12 protein-coding genes and 1 pseudogene are annotated in these 16,744 nt (G+C 25.3%); 3 read left to right on the top strand and 10 right to left on the bottom strand.

Features of this window, described 5'->3' with window-relative positions; all coding sequences use genetic code 11:
- Positions 1–22: 22 nt before the first annotated feature.
- Genes BPP43_RS07865 through BPP43_RS07905 form a run of 9 tightly spaced genes read right to left on the bottom strand, consistent with a single transcriptional unit; the run spans position 23 to position 11,574 of the window.
- Positions 23–961, bottom strand: coding sequence for a glycosyltransferase family 2 protein (locus BPP43_RS07865; RefSeq protein ID WP_015274644.1), 939 nt, complete (start codon positions 959–961; stop codon positions 23–25).
- On the bottom strand, positions 958–1,989 hold the full coding sequence (locus BPP43_RS07870) for an NAD-dependent epimerase/dehydratase family protein (protein ID WP_015274645.1): 1,032 nt from the start codon (positions 1,987–1,989) through the stop codon (positions 958–960). Before BPP43_RS07870 ends, BPP43_RS07865 begins: the two co-directional genes overlap by 4 nt.
- Positions 1,990–2,001: 12 nt before the next feature.
- Positions 2,002–3,711 carry a thiamine pyrophosphate-binding protein gene (locus BPP43_RS07875; protein ID WP_015274646.1) on the bottom strand — a complete coding sequence of 570 codons (1,710 nt, stop codon included), beginning with the start codon at positions 3,709–3,711 and terminating at the stop codon, positions 2,002–2,004.
- A gap of 12 nt (positions 3,712–3,723) precedes the next feature.
- On the bottom strand, positions 3,724–5,022 hold the full coding sequence (gene rfbH, locus BPP43_RS07880; RefSeq protein WP_015274647.1) for a lipopolysaccharide biosynthesis protein RfbH: 1,299 nt from the start codon (positions 5,020–5,022) through the stop codon (positions 3,724–3,726).
- Position 5,023: 1 nt separating this feature from the next.
- Positions 5,024–6,088: a CDP-glucose 4,6-dehydratase gene (gene rfbG, locus BPP43_RS07885; protein WP_015274648.1), complete on the bottom strand. Its 1,065-nt coding sequence runs from the start codon at positions 6,086–6,088 to the stop codon at positions 5,024–5,026.
- Positions 6,070–6,858 carry a glucose-1-phosphate cytidylyltransferase gene (gene rfbF / locus BPP43_RS07890; RefSeq protein WP_015274649.1) on the bottom strand — a complete coding sequence of 263 codons (789 nt, stop codon included), beginning with the start codon at positions 6,856–6,858 and terminating at the stop codon, positions 6,070–6,072. Before rfbF ends, rfbG begins: the two co-directional genes overlap by 19 nt.
- A 41-nt stretch (positions 6,859–6,899) precedes the next feature.
- Complete coding sequence (locus BPP43_RS07895) at positions 6,900–7,958, bottom strand: glycosyltransferase family 2 protein (protein WP_015274650.1); 1,059 nt, start codon at positions 7,956–7,958, stop codon at positions 6,900–6,902.
- Positions 7,958–8,671, bottom strand: a complete 714-nt coding sequence (locus BPP43_RS11495; protein ID WP_051013560.1) for a class I SAM-dependent methyltransferase — start codon at positions 8,669–8,671, stop codon at positions 7,958–7,960. The genes BPP43_RS07895 and BPP43_RS11495 overlap by 1 nt, the downstream gene beginning before the upstream one ends.
- 11 nt (positions 8,672–8,682) lie before the next feature.
- Positions 8,683–11,574, bottom strand: a complete 2,892-nt coding sequence (locus tag BPP43_RS07905) for a hypothetical protein (protein WP_015274652.1) — start codon at positions 11,572–11,574, stop codon at positions 8,683–8,685.
- Between the two features lie 258 nt (positions 11,575–11,832).
- Between BPP43_RS07905 and BPP43_RS07910 the strand changes: the two are divergent.
- From BPP43_RS07910 to BPP43_RS07920, 3 genes and pseudogenes are all read left to right on the top strand, one after another.
- Positions 11,833–12,814, top strand: a pseudogene (locus BPP43_RS07910) (beta-ketoacyl-ACP synthase III).
- Positions 12,815–12,830: 16 nt separating this feature from the next.
- A complete protein-coding gene (locus BPP43_RS07915; RefSeq protein ID WP_015274653.1) occupies positions 12,831–13,244 on the top strand; it encodes a C-GCAxxG-C-C family protein in 414 nt (137 codons plus the stop codon).
- Between the two features lie 340 nt (positions 13,245–13,584).
- Positions 13,585–15,585 carry an ATP-dependent helicase gene (locus tag BPP43_RS07920; RefSeq protein ID WP_015274654.1) on the top strand — a complete coding sequence of 667 codons (2,001 nt, stop codon included), beginning with the start codon at positions 13,585–13,587 and terminating at the stop codon, positions 15,583–15,585.
- On the opposite strand, the gene BPP43_RS07925 is transcribed toward BPP43_RS07920, so the two are convergent.
- A complete protein-coding gene (locus BPP43_RS07925) occupies positions 15,582–16,631 on the bottom strand; it encodes a GTP-binding protein (protein WP_015274655.1) in 1,050 nt (349 codons plus the stop codon). The two genes, BPP43_RS07920 and BPP43_RS07925, sit on opposite strands and share 4 nt — an antisense overlap.
- Positions 16,632–16,744: the final 113 nt, after the last annotated feature.

Here is a 16,744-nt window from a genome sequence, read left to right on the forward strand (position 1 = left end):
CTAGTAAAATATATAGATAATACTATTTATCAAAATTAATTCTTTTTTCTTCTACAACTAGAGGTCTATGCATTACTCTTAAATTAATATTTAAAATATATTCGCCTAAAAGACCTATAAAAAATATTTGCACAGAACCTATAAAGAAAACTCCAACCATTAATGCTGCCATACCTATTGGATAATTATTCCAATTAAGTAATTTAACAACAAATGTTATCAATCCTATAATAAATGTTATAATAGAAAATAAAAAACCAAACATTGTAGCAAGTCTTAACACAACCTTTGAATAACTAGTTATACCGAGCATAGCTACATCATATAAAGAATAAAAATTATTTTTAGTTTTTCCTGATTTTCTTTTTTGTTGTTCATAAAATATCTCTTTTCTAGTATATCCAAGCTCAGATACTATACCTCTTAAATAAGGTTCTGAATCACCTAGATTCTTAAGTACATTTATAAAATCTCTATCGTATAGTCCAAATCCTGTAAAATGGGATATATGTTCAGTAGATGATATTTTTTTTATAAGATTATAATATAGGGTTCTTATTAAATACATTATAGGATTTTCCTTGCTTTTATTTTTTCTACCTATAACTATTTTATATCCATTTTCCCATTCTTTAACAAAATCTACTATCAAATCAGGAGGATCTTGGAAATCTGCACATAGTAAAATTGTACAATCACCTGAAGATTGTAAAAGTCCATAAAAAGGTGAATTTAATTGTCCAAAATTTTTGGCATTAAAAATAGCTTTTATATTTTTATTATTTGAGCACAATTCTAATAATTTATTTCTTGTACTATCTTTAGAATAATTATCTATAAAAATTATTTCATAATTGTAATTAGATAATTTATCATTAAATATAGATATTAGTTTTTCACTTAAGGGTATAACATTACTCTCTTCATTATAAGTAGGTATAACTATACTAATTATTTTCATTTTATAACTCCATCATTATTTAATATATTCCAATCTATAGTTCTTTTAATCATATTTTCTAAAGTATAATTTTCAGACACATTTAGTTTAGAAACTATTTTATTATTATCAGGTAAATATACAGATGGTGCTATACCAACATTCGTTTTTCCTAAAATATTAATATTCGTACTATAGGAAAATTGTTTCGTAACTAATTTGGCTAAGTCTAATATTGATATTTCATTCATAGAACCTACGTTATATATTTCATTACTATTAGATTTAAATAATGCAGCAATAATCCAAATAATTAAATCTGCTGTATATAGATATGAACGTATTGGACTTCCATCACCTTTTATGATTATATCTTTTTTTTCAAAACAATTAAGAATAAAATTACCTATAGCATAATGTATTTGTAAATTTAAATAAGTCCCCGTAAAAGCATAACATCTTGCTATAATTGTATCTATATTACTATCTAATAAAATATTTTCTGATATATGTTTAGCCTTACCATATATAGAATCAGGACTACATTTAAAATCTTCTGATATATACTTTAAATTATATGGCTGCTTGCCATATACTGCTCCTGAACTAGTAAATAATATCCTTTTTACATTATAAGGTTTTATTTTTTTTAGTAAATATTTTATTCCATCAACAATAATAGAAAACATTTCATCTGGATTTTCTTTTTCTAAAATAGGATCAACTGAAGCAGCAGCATGTATTACATAATCTATATTATCAAAATCTATGTTAAAATTCCTTATATCTCCATTTATAAATTTGATGTTTTCATTAAGAAATTGAGGATAGTTAGATATAAACTTCTCATAATTTCTAGTTAGTACAGTTATTTTTATATTTGTATCTAATGTATAATTAAAAAATAAAAATGTTTCTAAAAGAAGTTTCCCAAAAAGTCCTGTGCCTCCTGTGATAAAAATATGTTTGTCTTTTAATTCATTAAAATCTATATTATATTTAAGTTTTTCTAATATAAAATTTAAATCTTCAACTAGTACTTTATTCATTTTTTATCAAACCTATTTAGTTTTATAAGGATACATATTGTTAATATTATTACCAAATACTACCTTTGGCAATAAATCAGCATTTTTATCAATTAATACATTTATAAGATATGGTTTTGTAGTATCATTTAAGCAAGAAAATATAGCATTATCTAATAATGAATACGAATCAACATTAATAGATTCTATTTTATAAGCATTAGCAATAGAACAAAAATCTGGAGCACTATATCCTATTACAGATGAACCATAGTATGAATTAAAATTTTCATCTTGAGACTGTCTAATTAATCCTAAAGAAGAATTATTTATAACAAATATCTTTATAGGAATTGATAATTTAGAAATAGTTTCCAATTCTTGTATATTACACTGCATACCACCATCACCAGTTATAACTATAACATTTTCTTTAGTAGCATGATATACACCTATAGCAGCAGGTAAAGCAAACCCCATCGAAGCATATCCGCCTGAAGTTATAAATAAATCATTATCATTCAAAATTAAAGATTGAGCTGCCCATATCTGATTTTGACCTATATCTACAACATAACTTTTATCATAACTACAAATATTAGAAATTTTACTCAAAAATATATTAGGATGTATTCCATCTAAACTTTGTTCTAATTCTATCGGATTATTATCTCTATTTTTTTTTATATAAGAAATCCAATCATTAAAATCATTAAATTTTATGTTTTGTATTTTATTATAAAAAGCGTGCAAAAAATCTTTTAAATTAGCTTCTATATTGTAATAGGATTTTATATTATTATTTAATTCATATTTATCTATATCTACTCTAATAATTTTTTTATTACCTATTAATGCATCAATATTTTTACCTGTTTGTCTTATATCTAATCTACTTCCTAATACTATTAATAAATCAGAATTAAATAAAGCATCATTTGCTTCTCTATGTCCATAAGTTCCAATTAAACCAAACATAAAAGAATTATTTGTAGGAAGAGAGTCAATACCAACTAATGATGTAACAACAGGTATTTGTAATTTATGAACAAGTTTTCTAAAAATTTCTATTGCACCAGATTTTCTAATACCTCCTCCAGCTAATATGAGAGGTCTTTTAGATTTATTTATTAATTCTACTATATTATCTAATACATTATCTTCTATATAAAAATTATTTGTTTTTATTATATTATTATTGAATATTAAATCAGTATCTATAAATTCTCTTTGTATATTCATAGGAATATCCATTAAAACAGGTCCATACCTACCTGATATTGTTAAATCATAAAGCTCATTTAATAAACTAGGAAGTTCTTCTTTACAATTAACAATTACAGCTTTCTTGCAAATTCCTTTAACCATATCTACAATATTATGTTCTTGAAATCCCAACTGTCTTATGTTTTTATTATTTTTCAATTCAGATTGATTAACCTGACCAGAAATAAATAATGATGGTATACTATCATAGTAACTACTTGCTATACCACCAATCATATTAATAGCTCCAGGACCAGATATTCCCATAGCAACAGCTGGCTTATTAGTAACACTAGAATATCCTACACAAGCAAAAGAGGCAGATTGTTCATGTTTCATAGGTATAACTTTAATTTTTCCATTTTTATAAAATGAATTACTTAAATGTAAACTCATACCTCCAACCATTTCATAAACATATTCTATACCTTTAGAAATTAAAAAATTTGCTATATAATCTGATACTTTTATATTCATATATATCCTTTTTTAATTACTATTCAAAAAACTAAAAACAATTCTTTCTATATAGTCTATCATTTCATCATTAATACCAGGATAAACACCAATCCAAAAAGTATTATTCATAATAAAATCAGAATTTTTTAATTCTCCTACAACTCTATAATTTCTTCCTATCATATAGGGCTGTTTTGTAATATTACCAGCAAATAAAAGTCTTGTTCCTATTTTTTTATCATTTAAATATTTCACAATATCATTTCTTGTAAATGGAGCATCTTCTTTAACACTAATAAGAAAACCAAACCAAGAAGGTTCACTATTTTCCTGAGCATTTGGCAATATAAGATATTTACCAAATTTTTGTAATTTATCTTTTAATTTTTGAAAATTAGATTTTCTTTTTTCTATAAAATTATTCACTTTCTTTAATTGAGCAAATCCGCAAGCAGCCTGCATATCAGTAATTTTTAAATTGTATCCTAAATGAGAATAAGTATATTTATGATCATATCCCTCAGGCAAATCACCCAATTTTTGACTAAATCTTTGATTACAAGTATTATCACAACCAGGAGGACACCAACAATCACGTCCCCAATCTCTGATACTTTCCATAGCTTTTTTTAGTACAGGATTATTAGTAAGTACTGCTCCTCCTTCTCCCATAGTTATATGATGAGCAGGGTAAAAGCTTAATGTGGCAATATCACCAAAAGTACCAACTTTTTTATTATCATAAATACTTCCAAAAGCATCACAACAATCTTCAATTAACCATAAATTATGTTTTTCACAAATTTCTTTTACTTTTCTTAAGTTAAAAGGATTTCCTAATGTATGAGCTAAAATTATAGCTTTAGTTTTATCAGTTATTGCCTTTTCTATCAAATCTACATTTACATTGTAAGTTTCTAATTCAACATCTATAAATACAGGTACTAAATTATTTTGTAATATTGGGTTTACAGTTGTTGGAAAACCAGCAGCAACTGTTATAACTTCATCTCCATCTTTTAAAGCTCTATCTTTTAGCAAATGACTTTTTAAAGAACTTACAGCAATTAAATTTGCTGAAGAACCTGAATTACAACTTAAAGCATATTTTAATCCAAAAAAATCTTTCAATCCTTTTTCAAATTCATCATTATATCTATAAGTAGTAAGATGAAAATCTAATGCACTATCAACTAAAGTAGCAATATCATCTTCATCAAATACCCTTCCTGAAACAGGTACAGAACTTTTTCCTTCTATAAACTTTTTTTGAGAATATTCTTCTTTAGCATATTCTTTTACTAATTCTAATATTTTATTTCTATCCATATTAACCTTCTATATAATAATTAATTTGTTTTTCTGTGATATTATTAATATCATTTTTATTTAAATATTCGCTATACCAAATAGCTGTTTGTTTTATAGCTTCTTCAGTATTAAATTTTTCTTTCCACCCTAATTCTTTTCTTGCTAGAGATGAATCTAATCTCAACATATTCATTTCTTTTTTAGATGTTTCAGGAGAGTTTATTATATAACTTCCTTTACCTATATTATCAATAAAAGCTTTAGTAATATATTCAACTGTAAATTTGTTGCCTTCATCTATTGGAGCAAAATTATAGCTTTCTGAAATTGATTTTTTATTAGCTAAATTATAGCATACTAATAAATATCCATAAAGCACATCAAGTACATGCTGCCAAGGTCTTACACTATTTGGATTTCTAAGTTCAACTGGAATATTTTTTTCTATAGCTCTTACTATATCAGGTATTATTCTATTGTCAGCAAAATCTCCTCCGCCTATAACATTTCCTGCTCTCACACTAGCTATATTAACATCTTTAAAAAATGACTTCTTATAACTTTTTATGGCTATTTCAGCACATGCCTTAGAAGCAGAATAAGGGTCATGACCTCCTAAAGCATCATTTTCTCTATACCCCCATACCCACTCTTTATTATCATAAACTTTATCTGTTGTAATCATTACAGCACATTCTAAATTACTTAATTCTCTCATAGATTCCATTAGATTAATGGTGCCAATTACATTAGTTTCAAATGTATACACTGGTCTATTATAACTATATATAACAAGAGGCTGTGCTGCTAAATGAAATATAATATCAGGATTAATTTCTTTTACTATATTTTTTATTTTTTCTAAATCTCTAATATCCTGTATATATGATTTTAATTCATTATTTAGCTTAATTAAATTACATAATGATAAATTATCTGCTTCTAAAGATATACCATAAACTTCAGCACCAAGAGTTAAAAGCAGTTTTGAAAACCAGGCTCCTTTAAATCCTGTATGACCTGTTATCAATACCTTCTTATTTTTGAAATAATTAAATATATTTTTTATTTCCAAGTTTTCCATGGGGCATTTCCTTTGTTCCACATATCCTCAAGTAAAGATTTATCTCTTTGTGTATCCATACATTGCCAAAAACCATCATGTTTAAATGCCATAAGCTCTTTATCTTTAGCTAAATTTCTTAATGGTTCTTGTTCAAATATAGTTGAATCATCTTTTAAATAATCAAAGATTTGTCTATTTAATATAAAAAAACCGCCATTTATATAAGCATTATCACCTTTAGGTTTTTCTATAAAATCTGTGATTATATTATTTTCATTTATACTTATAGCCCCCCATCTTGCTGGAGGAAATACAGCTGTCATAGTTGCTATTTTTCCATGTATTTTATGGAATTTAATCTCTTCTTCTATATTTACATCTGAAACTCCATCTCCATAAGTCAAACAGAAACTTTCTTCATCTTTTAAATATTCATAAGCTCTTTTTAGACGCCCGCCTGTCATACTATGTTCGCCTGTATCAATAAGCTCTATAGTCCAGTTTTCTTCTTCTATATTCAAACCAGATTTTAAAACTTCAGATTTATTATGTTTAAAATCTATCTTCATATCATATAAATGGCGTCTATAATTATCAAAGAACTCTTTAATCATATATCCTTTATATCCAAGAAGTATTACAAAATCATTTATTCCATAATGAGAATAATGTTTCATTATATGCCATATAATAGGTTTTCCACCTATTTCAACTAAAGGTTTGGGTCTTATAGTAGTTTCTTCGCCTAATCTTGTTCCTAATCCACCTGCTAATATAAGTACTTTCATAAAATTATTCCTAATAATAAATTTAAAATAAAAGCCCACAACTATAAATTATAGCTGTAGGCTTGAAATTTAATATATTTAATATATAATAAAGATGATTTATTCTGTTCTGTTCTGTTCTGTTCTGTTCTGTTCTGTTCTGTTCTGTTCTGTTCTGTTCTGTTCTGTTCTGTTAGAACTGTATTTAATATATACTCAGGTCTTTTCTTAGATTCATTAAAAAGATTAGCTAAATATTCGCTTATAACAGATAAAGAAATTAACTGAGCTCCACCCATAAAAAGAAGAACTATTATTGTAGAAGCCCAACCTCTAACCAAAACACTAGGATTAAATAAATACAAATAAAAGACCCTCAAAGAAAATACTATAGCAATAAATATAGATATTAAACCTAAACACAAAGATATTCTTAATGGTCTTGTAGAAAATGATAGTATACCTGTAGTAGCTAATCTTAACATTTTTTTTAATGTATATTTAGTTTCTCCAGCAATTCTAGCATCTCTTCTATATTCAAAAGGTTTTTGAGCAAATCCAGTCCAGCTAATTAAACCTCTAATATACTTAGGATTTTCATAAAATTGTTTATATATATTTATAACTTTTTTATCTATCAATCTAAAATCACCAGTATCTACAGGAAATTTAACTTCAGAAAGTAAATTAATAAATCTATAAAACATTGCCGCTGTTATTTTTTTAAAAAAAGTCTCACCTTCTCTTGATATTCTTTTACCATATATAATAGGTGTTTTAGTCTTTTCGTACATCTTTATCATATCTGGTATAATTTCAGGAGGGTCTTGTAAATCAGCATCTATAATTACAGCCAAATCAGAATTACAATTATGTATACCGCAACTTACAGCAGCTTGATGACCAAAGTTTCTTGAAAAAGAAAATAATTTTACTCTTTTATCATTGTTATTAAGTTGAATTATTATTTCTTCGGTTTTATCTTTACTTCCATCATTAATAAATATAAATTCTGTATCATAATCTTTTATTTCCTTTGATACATTATTTAATCTATCATATAGTACAGGCAAAGATTCTTCTTCATTGTAACAAGGTATAATAAAACTAAGCTTTTTCATTATTTTTCCTTTAATTTACATAAAGCTATTAAACTAGACCCAAAAGGTAAATTAATTCTTCTAAGTAAATATTTTTCAAAATTAAATATTTTATAAAGTAATTCATTAAAAATACTCTTTTTTTCTTTTTCTATTCTTTTTAAGTTAAAAATTTTATCAACAATTCTAACAATAAAAAATGGAGGAAATAAAAAAAAATTAAAATAACTTATTTTTACTATTTCAAAATTATTCTCCAATAATAATTTTTTCAATCTATTTTTATTATATCTTCTATAATGATGATTTATTTCATCATGATATGTAAATAAAAATTGATATGCTGGTACAGTTAATAATATATATTTACCATTTGATAATCTCTTTATTTCATTAAGGAAATCATTTTCATTTTCAATATGCTCCATAACATCCAATGCTGTTATTATATCAAATGAATGATCTTCAAAACCATTATCAAATATATTACATATTCTTATATTATTATACTTTTTGTGACTATATTCATATCCTTCTATACCAATACAATTAGGAACATATTGTAAAATACTTGATAAAAAATCTCCGCTTCCACAACCTATATCTAATAATTTTTTATATTCTAAATCATCTACATTATTAATTATAGTATCTATTATTATATTTTTTCTAGCTCTATTCCACCAAAACCAGTCCTCAAAATTTTCTATAAGTTCATAAGCTTTTTCTTGCATAAAATCTCCAATCAATCATAAAATACTATTATTGGTATATATTTATTTATATAATATCTTTGCATAAATTCTGATAACATAATATTATAATGTGTATTTGGATCATCATCATATCCATATCCTTTTTTTGGTGGCTTATAAAATATTGTTCCAAGTTTTAATCGTTCTATATCATCTTTATTAATAACTATTTCATCAAGATTATTATTGTATGCATCTTTATATATTTGTAATACTATACTCCAATCTCTAAAAGTAGTTTTTGAATTTTCCATAATATTATCATGATATTTCAATAAATTCAATGACATAGTAAATATTAAAAAGAAAAGTATAAAATTTGAAAGTAAAGAAAATATTATATTCTTATTATTAGTATTTTTTAAAAGTATTATAATAAGTAAAGTGAATAATAATATTAACTGAGCATATATAGTAGGAGCATCTATAGAGTAGAAAAATAATATTAAAAATAAAGCTGTAAAAGAAATAGAAAAGTATATATAATTTTCTTTAATTATTTTCTTACTTTTTAATAAAATAAATAATAAATATACTAAATACAATATACCAAGTAATATTAATATTTTATTAAATATTGATAAACTACTAAATTTATTAATTATACTATCCATTATAGTTGTATTTGATATTCTCTGAGATTGCCACTTACCTCTTCCGCTAAAAAATGCAGTCAATGAAAATGAAATTAATGTTAAAACTATTGTTGATAACAGAATAAATAATATATAAAAATTAGGCTTTCTATTATTATTATCAAAAAATAAATTTGTATTTCTAATAAATAAATATAATATTATAAAAAAAGAAAAACCTGCTAAAGTTGTAGATGTAGGTTCCATACTAAAAGTTGAAAAATATAGAAACAAAAAATATAACATATAATGCATATTTTTATTTTTAAAAAGCAATATTTCTTTGCCATAAACAAAATAATATATCATAGGATAAAATACAAGCATAGAAAAACCAAATCCGCCAACATAACAAGCCAATGTTACATAATAAGCAATATTAGTATAATTACAAATATATAAAGAAACTAATAAAAATATTAATTTATATTTTTTTTTATTATTTATAGTCCATACAAATAATGACACTGAGAAAGTAGTTAGAAAAGTATAGAATACTGAAAATAATGCTTTAGATAACATAAGTGATTTAAAAGGATCAATATTAAATATATTAATTAATATTGTACCAAAAGGACGCATGCTTAAAACTATTAACATATCTGCAAAATGTCTTCCTCTTTGCCAAAAATAACCTTTAAAATCATAAATATTATAAAAAATATCATAATTTGTAGCACACCAAAAAACATCATTGTTTGGTCCATTAACAAAATTAATAGAAAATATTATAAAAGCTAATATTATTATATATATAATAAATAAAATATTTGATATTTTATATTTTTGATAATTATCTAAAAATATTATTAAATCATCTTTATTATCAAAGTCTATGTAATTTTTTAAATTATTTGTAAATTTATTTAGTATGTTTATAATATTAGTACTAAAATACAGAATAGATAGTGATATAATGATCATAAAAACTAATATAATAAAATATAAACTAATATTTAATTTATAATTAATACTACCTAAATCATTAATATCATTAATTTCTTTAGAAGATGTAAATACTATAGTATTACCAGATTTTAAATATAGATTATCTAATTCTTGCTCTATTTTTAGATATTTTACATTGAAAACACCTAAAGGAAATCTTAATTGTATACTTGGATGTTTTGAAATTTTATCTTTTTTTATTTCTAACTCACTTATATATATTTTATAGTCATCTGTCATTTTATCTGTATTTGGTATATAAGTAAAATCATCCCAATAGTTTAAATCATATTTGATAGCATAGTTTAAATTTCCACTAATTTTTTTAGCTTCTAATGTTACAATATATCTCTCACCTTTAGACAACTCCAAATTATAACCATATCCAATCCAACTAGTGGAATTTGAAACAGTAAATGTACCATTATCATTATTAAAAACAGAACCTATTCTATTATCATAGTCAGGAGCTGTAGTTAATTCTAAATTATAGCCATATTTTATATAATCTGGCTTCTTATCAAAACTCAATTTCTTTGCATAATCATATATAAAATTATCTGAAAATAATCCACTACTAACAATTTTAGCCTGATATAGATATCCTATCTTAGTTTCAGCTACTAATTGTAAATCCTGCAAATTTGATTTATAGTTTAATTTAGTTAATATAAAGAACAATACAAATACACAAACAATTAAAACAGAGACTATCGTATATATTCTTAATATTAATTTTTTATTTATATTGAATTTATTTATTAGTTTTTTATATACTAAAAAAATACCTATTAAAGACACAATAATAAATATTATCCAAATATATACTTTTAATTTTAACTTATAATTTATACTATCAATTTTTTCTGTATCTATAATTTTAGTAGAAATAAAATTACCAAAAGGACTTCCAGATTCACCAATATTTATTTCTTTAATAAAACCATTATTACTTAATATATTATCTATATTAGGATAGACTCCGTATATATCACTATTTCTAAATACTTTGCTATAATATTTTATTCTAAAATCATAGCTATAATTTGTTATAGAGTTATTAGTAAAAATATAATTAGTAATACTAGATACATCTAACTTATCATTTAGATCGAATAACTTTTTAGTTTCTTCTATATCTAATCCATTAATTTGTAGAGTTTTATCTATATTTAATTTAAACTCTGATAAATACCCAATTCTTTCTTTTTTACCTAAAATATTTAATAAAACTACTGATATAAATACTATTATAATTAATATTGAATATATAGTAATAAAAAGTTTTTTATTTTTCATGTATTAGTCCTTGAAGAAATATATAATTCATTAAATGCAATATTTCTAATGTTGATATAAAAATTATATATATTATGAAATAAAACTTCTAAAATATTTATTTTGCATATTTCTAGCTAATTTTTACGATATTATACTACAATAAATACTATTGTCAATAAAATATTATAGTAAAAAAACTATCTTTAATTTTTATTTTAATATATAATCTTTTAATCTATTTTTGAATTTATTTATAATAAGAGGGTTAAATTATTAATGAAAGCTTGTATAAAAAATTTATCTTCATATCTGCCGGAAAACATATTAACAAATTATGATTTAGAGAAGAAATTAGATACAAATAATGATTGGATAGTAACTAGAACAGGAATAGAAGAAAGAAGAATAGCAGAATAAAAATGAAAGTTCTGCCAATATGGCAATAAAAGCTGTAAAAAAATTAATAGAAAAAAATGAAAATATAAGTGATGCAGATGCTGTAATAGTAGCTACTTCAACAAAATCTTATACTTTTCCTTCTACGGCTGGACTTATACAAAAAGAATTTAATATAAAAAACTCATGCCTTGCATTTGATATATCAGCTGCTTGTTCTGGATATATATATGCACTTAATACTGCAGCTTCACTTGTAGAGAGCGGAGAATGTAAAAAGGTTTTAATTGTGGCAACAGAGAAATGCAGCGATATAATAAATTGGGAAGACAGGTCTACTGCAATACTTTTTGGTGACGGAGTTAGTGCTGCTTTAATTGAGGCTAGAGAATATGATGAAAGCGGAGTAATAATAGCTACAGATATAGGAAGCGAGCCTAATGATGAGATATTGATTGTTAAAGGCGGCGGAAGTGCTGAACCTATCACAGAAAAAAATGTTGAAGATAAACTTAATAGTATAAGTATGGAAGGAACTGAAGTTTTTAAGAAGGCTGTTACTACATTTGATGAAACTATAAGAAAAACTGTAAAAAGTGCAAATTTAGAATTAAGTGATTTAAATTTAATAATTACACATCAGGCTAATACTAGAATAATGAATGCTGTTGCTAAAAAATTAGGCTTAGATGATAGTAAGTTTTATGTCAATATACAAAAATACGGCAACACATCTGCTGCGAGCGTTGGTATAGCATTTACAGAAGCCTTTGAAAAGAATGCTATTAAAAAAGGCGATTATGTTTTACTTACTGCTTTTGGTGCCGGACTTACTTGGGGCTCTACTTTAATAAAATTTTAAAAAGTGAATTGTTATTATGACTTTATACGAATATTTACATAATGGATTTGGAAAAGAAGAAGATTTAAATTGTGCAGAAAAAATGCTTTATGGTGCTAATACTGTTTATAATTTGGGAATAGATAGAAGTGATTTAAAGCTTGCTGCTGGTTTTGGAGGCGGTATGGGGTTAGGACTTACTTGCGGAATATTAACAGGAGCTATAATGGCTTTTTCTAAGGCTTTTATTATAGAGAGGGGGCATGAAAGCACTTTTTTAAAAGAGTTGGAATTTGAGTTTGTTAGTAGATTTAAAGAATTAACTTCTCATACAGATTGCACTCCTTTGAAAGAAGAGTATAGAGACCCTATAGACGGCTGCGATTATATTATATTTGAAGCGGCAAAAATATTTGACGATATAATGCAGAGATATTACAAAAAAGATTAGAGCTTTATTATATAGATAAACAACTATATTTTATAAGTTTGTTTTATTCAACTTTTTTCCGTCTTACACGGTGTGGACTTCGTCAAAGTTTTTGCCCTTCGGGCACGCTTCGCGAAAGTGCAAGTGTTTTAGTTTTATGGCTTTGGAATATATAAATTAAAAATAATATATATATTTTCGTCTATGCATAAAAAGCTAGACTTCATTAAATGCAGTTATTTTGCTTCTTTTATACCAATAAAAGAAGTGGGGGTGTGTACCCTATGGGCACGCTTCGCAGGGGGCAAAGCCACCACAAATAAAAAATTTAATATATTAAAAAAATTAGAGTTTTATATTTATGGATAATAATAAACAAAATGATTTACTTAATGGTTTAAACGAAAATCAAAAAGAAGGTGTGCTTCATATAGATAGTCCTCTTCTTCTCTTGGCAGGTGCTGGAAGCGGTAAGACTTTAGTTATCACAAAAAAGATAGCATACCTTATAACAGAAAAACACATAAGGCCAGAAAATATAATGGCTGTAACTTTTACAAATAAAGCAGCTAATGAAATGAAAGAAAGAGTATGCTCTATGCTTCCAGAAATAAAACCATTTAGGCTTTTTATAAGAACATTTCACTCTGCATGTTTGAGAATATTAAAAGATAATGCTCAATATTTAAATTATAGAGAAGACTTTCTTATTTTGGACGAGGGCGATAGATTAAGCGTTATAAAAAAAATAATGAAAGAAGAAAACACTCCAAAATCTATAAAGCCGAAAGATGTTTCAAGATATATATCTGCCAAAAAAAATGAAATGAGATATGATATTGGTTTTGAAGAAGAGTATTACAAAAAAGTATATGATAAATACAAAGAGTATGAAGTTAAAGAAAATGTAATGGACTTTGATGATTTAATACTCAACACAATAAAACTATTTGAAAAAGAAAAAAATATACTTGAGTTTTATCAAAAGAGATTTAAATATATTTTAGTTGATGAGTTTCAAGATACAAATTTGCAGCAATACAAATTAATAAAAATGCTTACTCAAAAAAATAATAACAAAGAAACAGATAATCAATTAACTGTTGTAGGCGATGATGACCAGAGTATATATGCCTTTAGGGGAGCAAATGTATCTAATATATTAAACTTTGAAAATGATTTTGAGAACACTAAAATAATTCGCCTTGAAGAAAATTACAGATGCCCTAAGAATGTAGTTGAAGTGGCTTTGAATGTAATAAAAAATAATAGCCATAGACACACAAAAAATGTTTTTTCAAACAAAAAAAGCGATTATAAAATAGAAAATTGGATATGCTATACAGATTATGAAGAGGCAAAATCGGTTGCTAATGAAATTGAATTATTGTTTGATGAAGGTTTTGAAGCAAAAGATATAGTTATTTTGTTTAGAACCAACAGCCAATCAAGAGCATACGAAAAAGAACTTATGGCTCATTCTATTAATTATAAAATAGTAGGAGGCGTTGGATTTTATGAGAGAGCAGAAATTAAAGACAGCATTTCTTTTTTGAGACTTCTTACAGGTTTTAATGATAACTTTAGCATAAGAAGAACTATCAATACACCAACAAGAGGAATAGGAGAAAAAACTTTTGCCCAATTTGAAGCATTTGCAGATAAAAAAAATCTCACACTCTATGATGCAATAGATATTATAGAAGAATCTAATATTTCAAAAAAAGCTCTTAACAATATTAAAGAATATAAAAACATATTAGAGAAATATTCAAAAAAAATAGAAGAAGACCCTAAGCATATAGAAGGAGTATTTTTTGAGTTTCTAAAGGAAATAGATTATTTTTCAATATTTAAAAGCGAAGGCAATATAAGAATAGCAACAGCAGAAGATAATATAAAAGAGCTTTTTAATGCATACTACAGTTATTTAAATTACAATTATGAAAACCCAGAAAGCAGTTTAAATATAAGAGGATTTTTAGAAGAGACAACACTATACAAAGACAACAGCAACGAAGATAAAGAAGATGCAATTACTCTTATGACAGTACACAATGCCAAAGGCTTAGAGTTTGAAGTTGTATTTATTACAGGGCTTGAACATGGAGTTTTTCCTCATTACTTTTCACTAGAAGAAGAAAACGGCATAGAAGAAGAGAGAAGACTTTTTTATGTAGCAATTACAAGAGCTAAACAAAAACTATACCTCACATACGCAAAAAGAAGAAGAATAAGCTCAGGCACTATGGAACAAGCTCCTTCATCATTTTTAATGGAGATACCAAAATCTTTATTATATATAAAAGAAAAGGCTAATAGCTATTATATAGAAATAGATGAAGATGCATTCGATTATTAATGATGATGATTTTTCTCATCATGGTGATGACATTCTCCGTCATGGCAGCACTCTTCATCATGATGATGACAATCTTCGCTATGATTATGCTCTTCATGATTATCGTCTTCTTTTCTTTTGATGTTCTCTCTATAAATAGGCTGAAATATTTCTCTAAGTAAACTTCTATTTAAATCTTTTCCTATAAACACTATTTCAAGTTCATCATCTTCGCTAGCACCCGTAATAGCATATCTGTCTCCAACAACATCATACCTCAAAACCGACTCACCGCACTTTATAAACCCCTTAGAGCGAGCAACATAACCAAACCTTCCATGTATAATGTCTTCAATAAGAACTATAAACTCTCCCTCACTTCCTACACTGCAGCCTTTCATGCTTATAGAATCAGGCATATACTCTTCTGTATTTTTGTTTAAAGATTCTTTTAGAGCATACTTCTCATCTAAAAAGTTTTTTAATATAGCCTCCCAAAAATCTTTATCCTTATTAGAATAATGCTCAGAAATTATATCAATATCTCTATCATTTTTTTTCAATATATTTTTAATCTTCTTTACAAGCTCTTCATTATCCTCTTTATCCTTACTCTCCATTTTTGATATAATAATCTTTGAAGTGTTTATAAGCTGGTCAATGTAAATATCATCATAAGAAGAAATAAAAGAATCAAAAGCATTTCCGTCTATTATAGTGATTGGCTTTAACAATGTAATTCTGTCATATTCAATTTGTTTTATATTTTTTATAATATTACTAAGCTTTGCAACCCCAGTAGGCTCAACTATTAAATATTCAGGGTCTAAAGAATTAGCAATAGTGAGAATAGAAGAAGCAAAATCTTTTTTCATAGTACAGCATACACAACCCTCAGTAAGCTCCCATATATTCATACCCTCATCTTTAAGTACATTAGAATCAATATCCACATCACCATACTCATTTTCCATTATCACAAAATCTCTTTTAGTTTTTTTAGCCATTTCTTTAATGAGAGTAGTTTTACCAGCACCTAAAAATCCAGACACTATGAGTATTTTCATTTTACTTCCTTACATTATATATAAATTATATAAAAACATTATACTAAATTATTATACTAATTACAAAAAAAGCTGACAAATATTAAAAAATATATGCCAGCTCTTATTATTAA

The sequence above is a fragment of the Brachyspira pilosicoli P43/6/78 genome (assembly GCF_000325665.1).
GTDB classification, from domain to species: domain Bacteria; phylum Spirochaetota; class Brachyspiria; order Brachyspirales; family Brachyspiraceae; genus Brachyspira; species Brachyspira pilosicoli.

Excerpts from the sequence above, each read along its gene's own strand:
- BPP43_RS07915 (WP_015274653.1), top strand. The coding sequence starts at position 12,831 with ATGACTTTATACGAATATTTACATAATGGATTTGGAAAAGAAGAAGAT.
- BPP43_RS11495 (WP_051013560.1), bottom strand. The coding sequence starts at position 8,671 with ATGCAAGAAAAAGCTTATGAACTTATAGAAAATTTTGAGGACTGGTTT.
- rfbF (WP_015274649.1), bottom strand. The coding sequence starts at position 6,858 with ATGAAAGTACTTATATTAGCAGGTGGATTAGGAACAAGATTAGGCGAA.
- BPP43_RS07865 (WP_015274644.1), bottom strand. The coding sequence starts at position 961 with ATGAAAATAATTAGTATAGTTATACCTACTTATAATGAAGAGAGTAAT.
- BPP43_RS07925 (WP_015274655.1), bottom strand. The coding sequence starts at position 16,631 with ATGAAAATACTCATAGTGTCTGGATTTTTAGGTGCTGGTAAAACTACT.
- BPP43_RS07905 (WP_015274652.1), bottom strand. The coding sequence starts at position 11,574 with ATGAAAAATAAAAAACTTTTTATTACTATATATTCAATATTAATTATA.
- rfbH (WP_015274647.1), bottom strand. The coding sequence starts at position 5,022 with ATGGATAGAAATAAAATATTAGAATTAGTAAAAGAATATGCTAAAGAA.
- BPP43_RS07875 (WP_015274646.1), bottom strand. The coding sequence starts at position 3,711 with ATGAATATAAAAGTATCAGATTATATAGCAAATTTTTTAATTTCTAAA.
- BPP43_RS07920 (WP_015274654.1), top strand. The coding sequence starts at position 13,585 with ATGGATAATAATAAACAAAATGATTTACTTAATGGTTTAAACGAAAAT.
- BPP43_RS07895 (WP_015274650.1), bottom strand. The coding sequence starts at position 7,958 with ATGAAAAAGCTTAGTTTTATTATACCTTGTTACAATGAAGAAGAATCT.
- rfbG (WP_015274648.1), bottom strand. The coding sequence starts at position 6,088 with ATGGAAAACTTGGAAATAAAAAATATATTTAATTATTTCAAAAATAAG.
- BPP43_RS07870 (WP_015274645.1), bottom strand. The coding sequence starts at position 1,989 with ATGAATAAAGTACTAGTTGAAGATTTAAATTTTATATTAGAAAAACTT.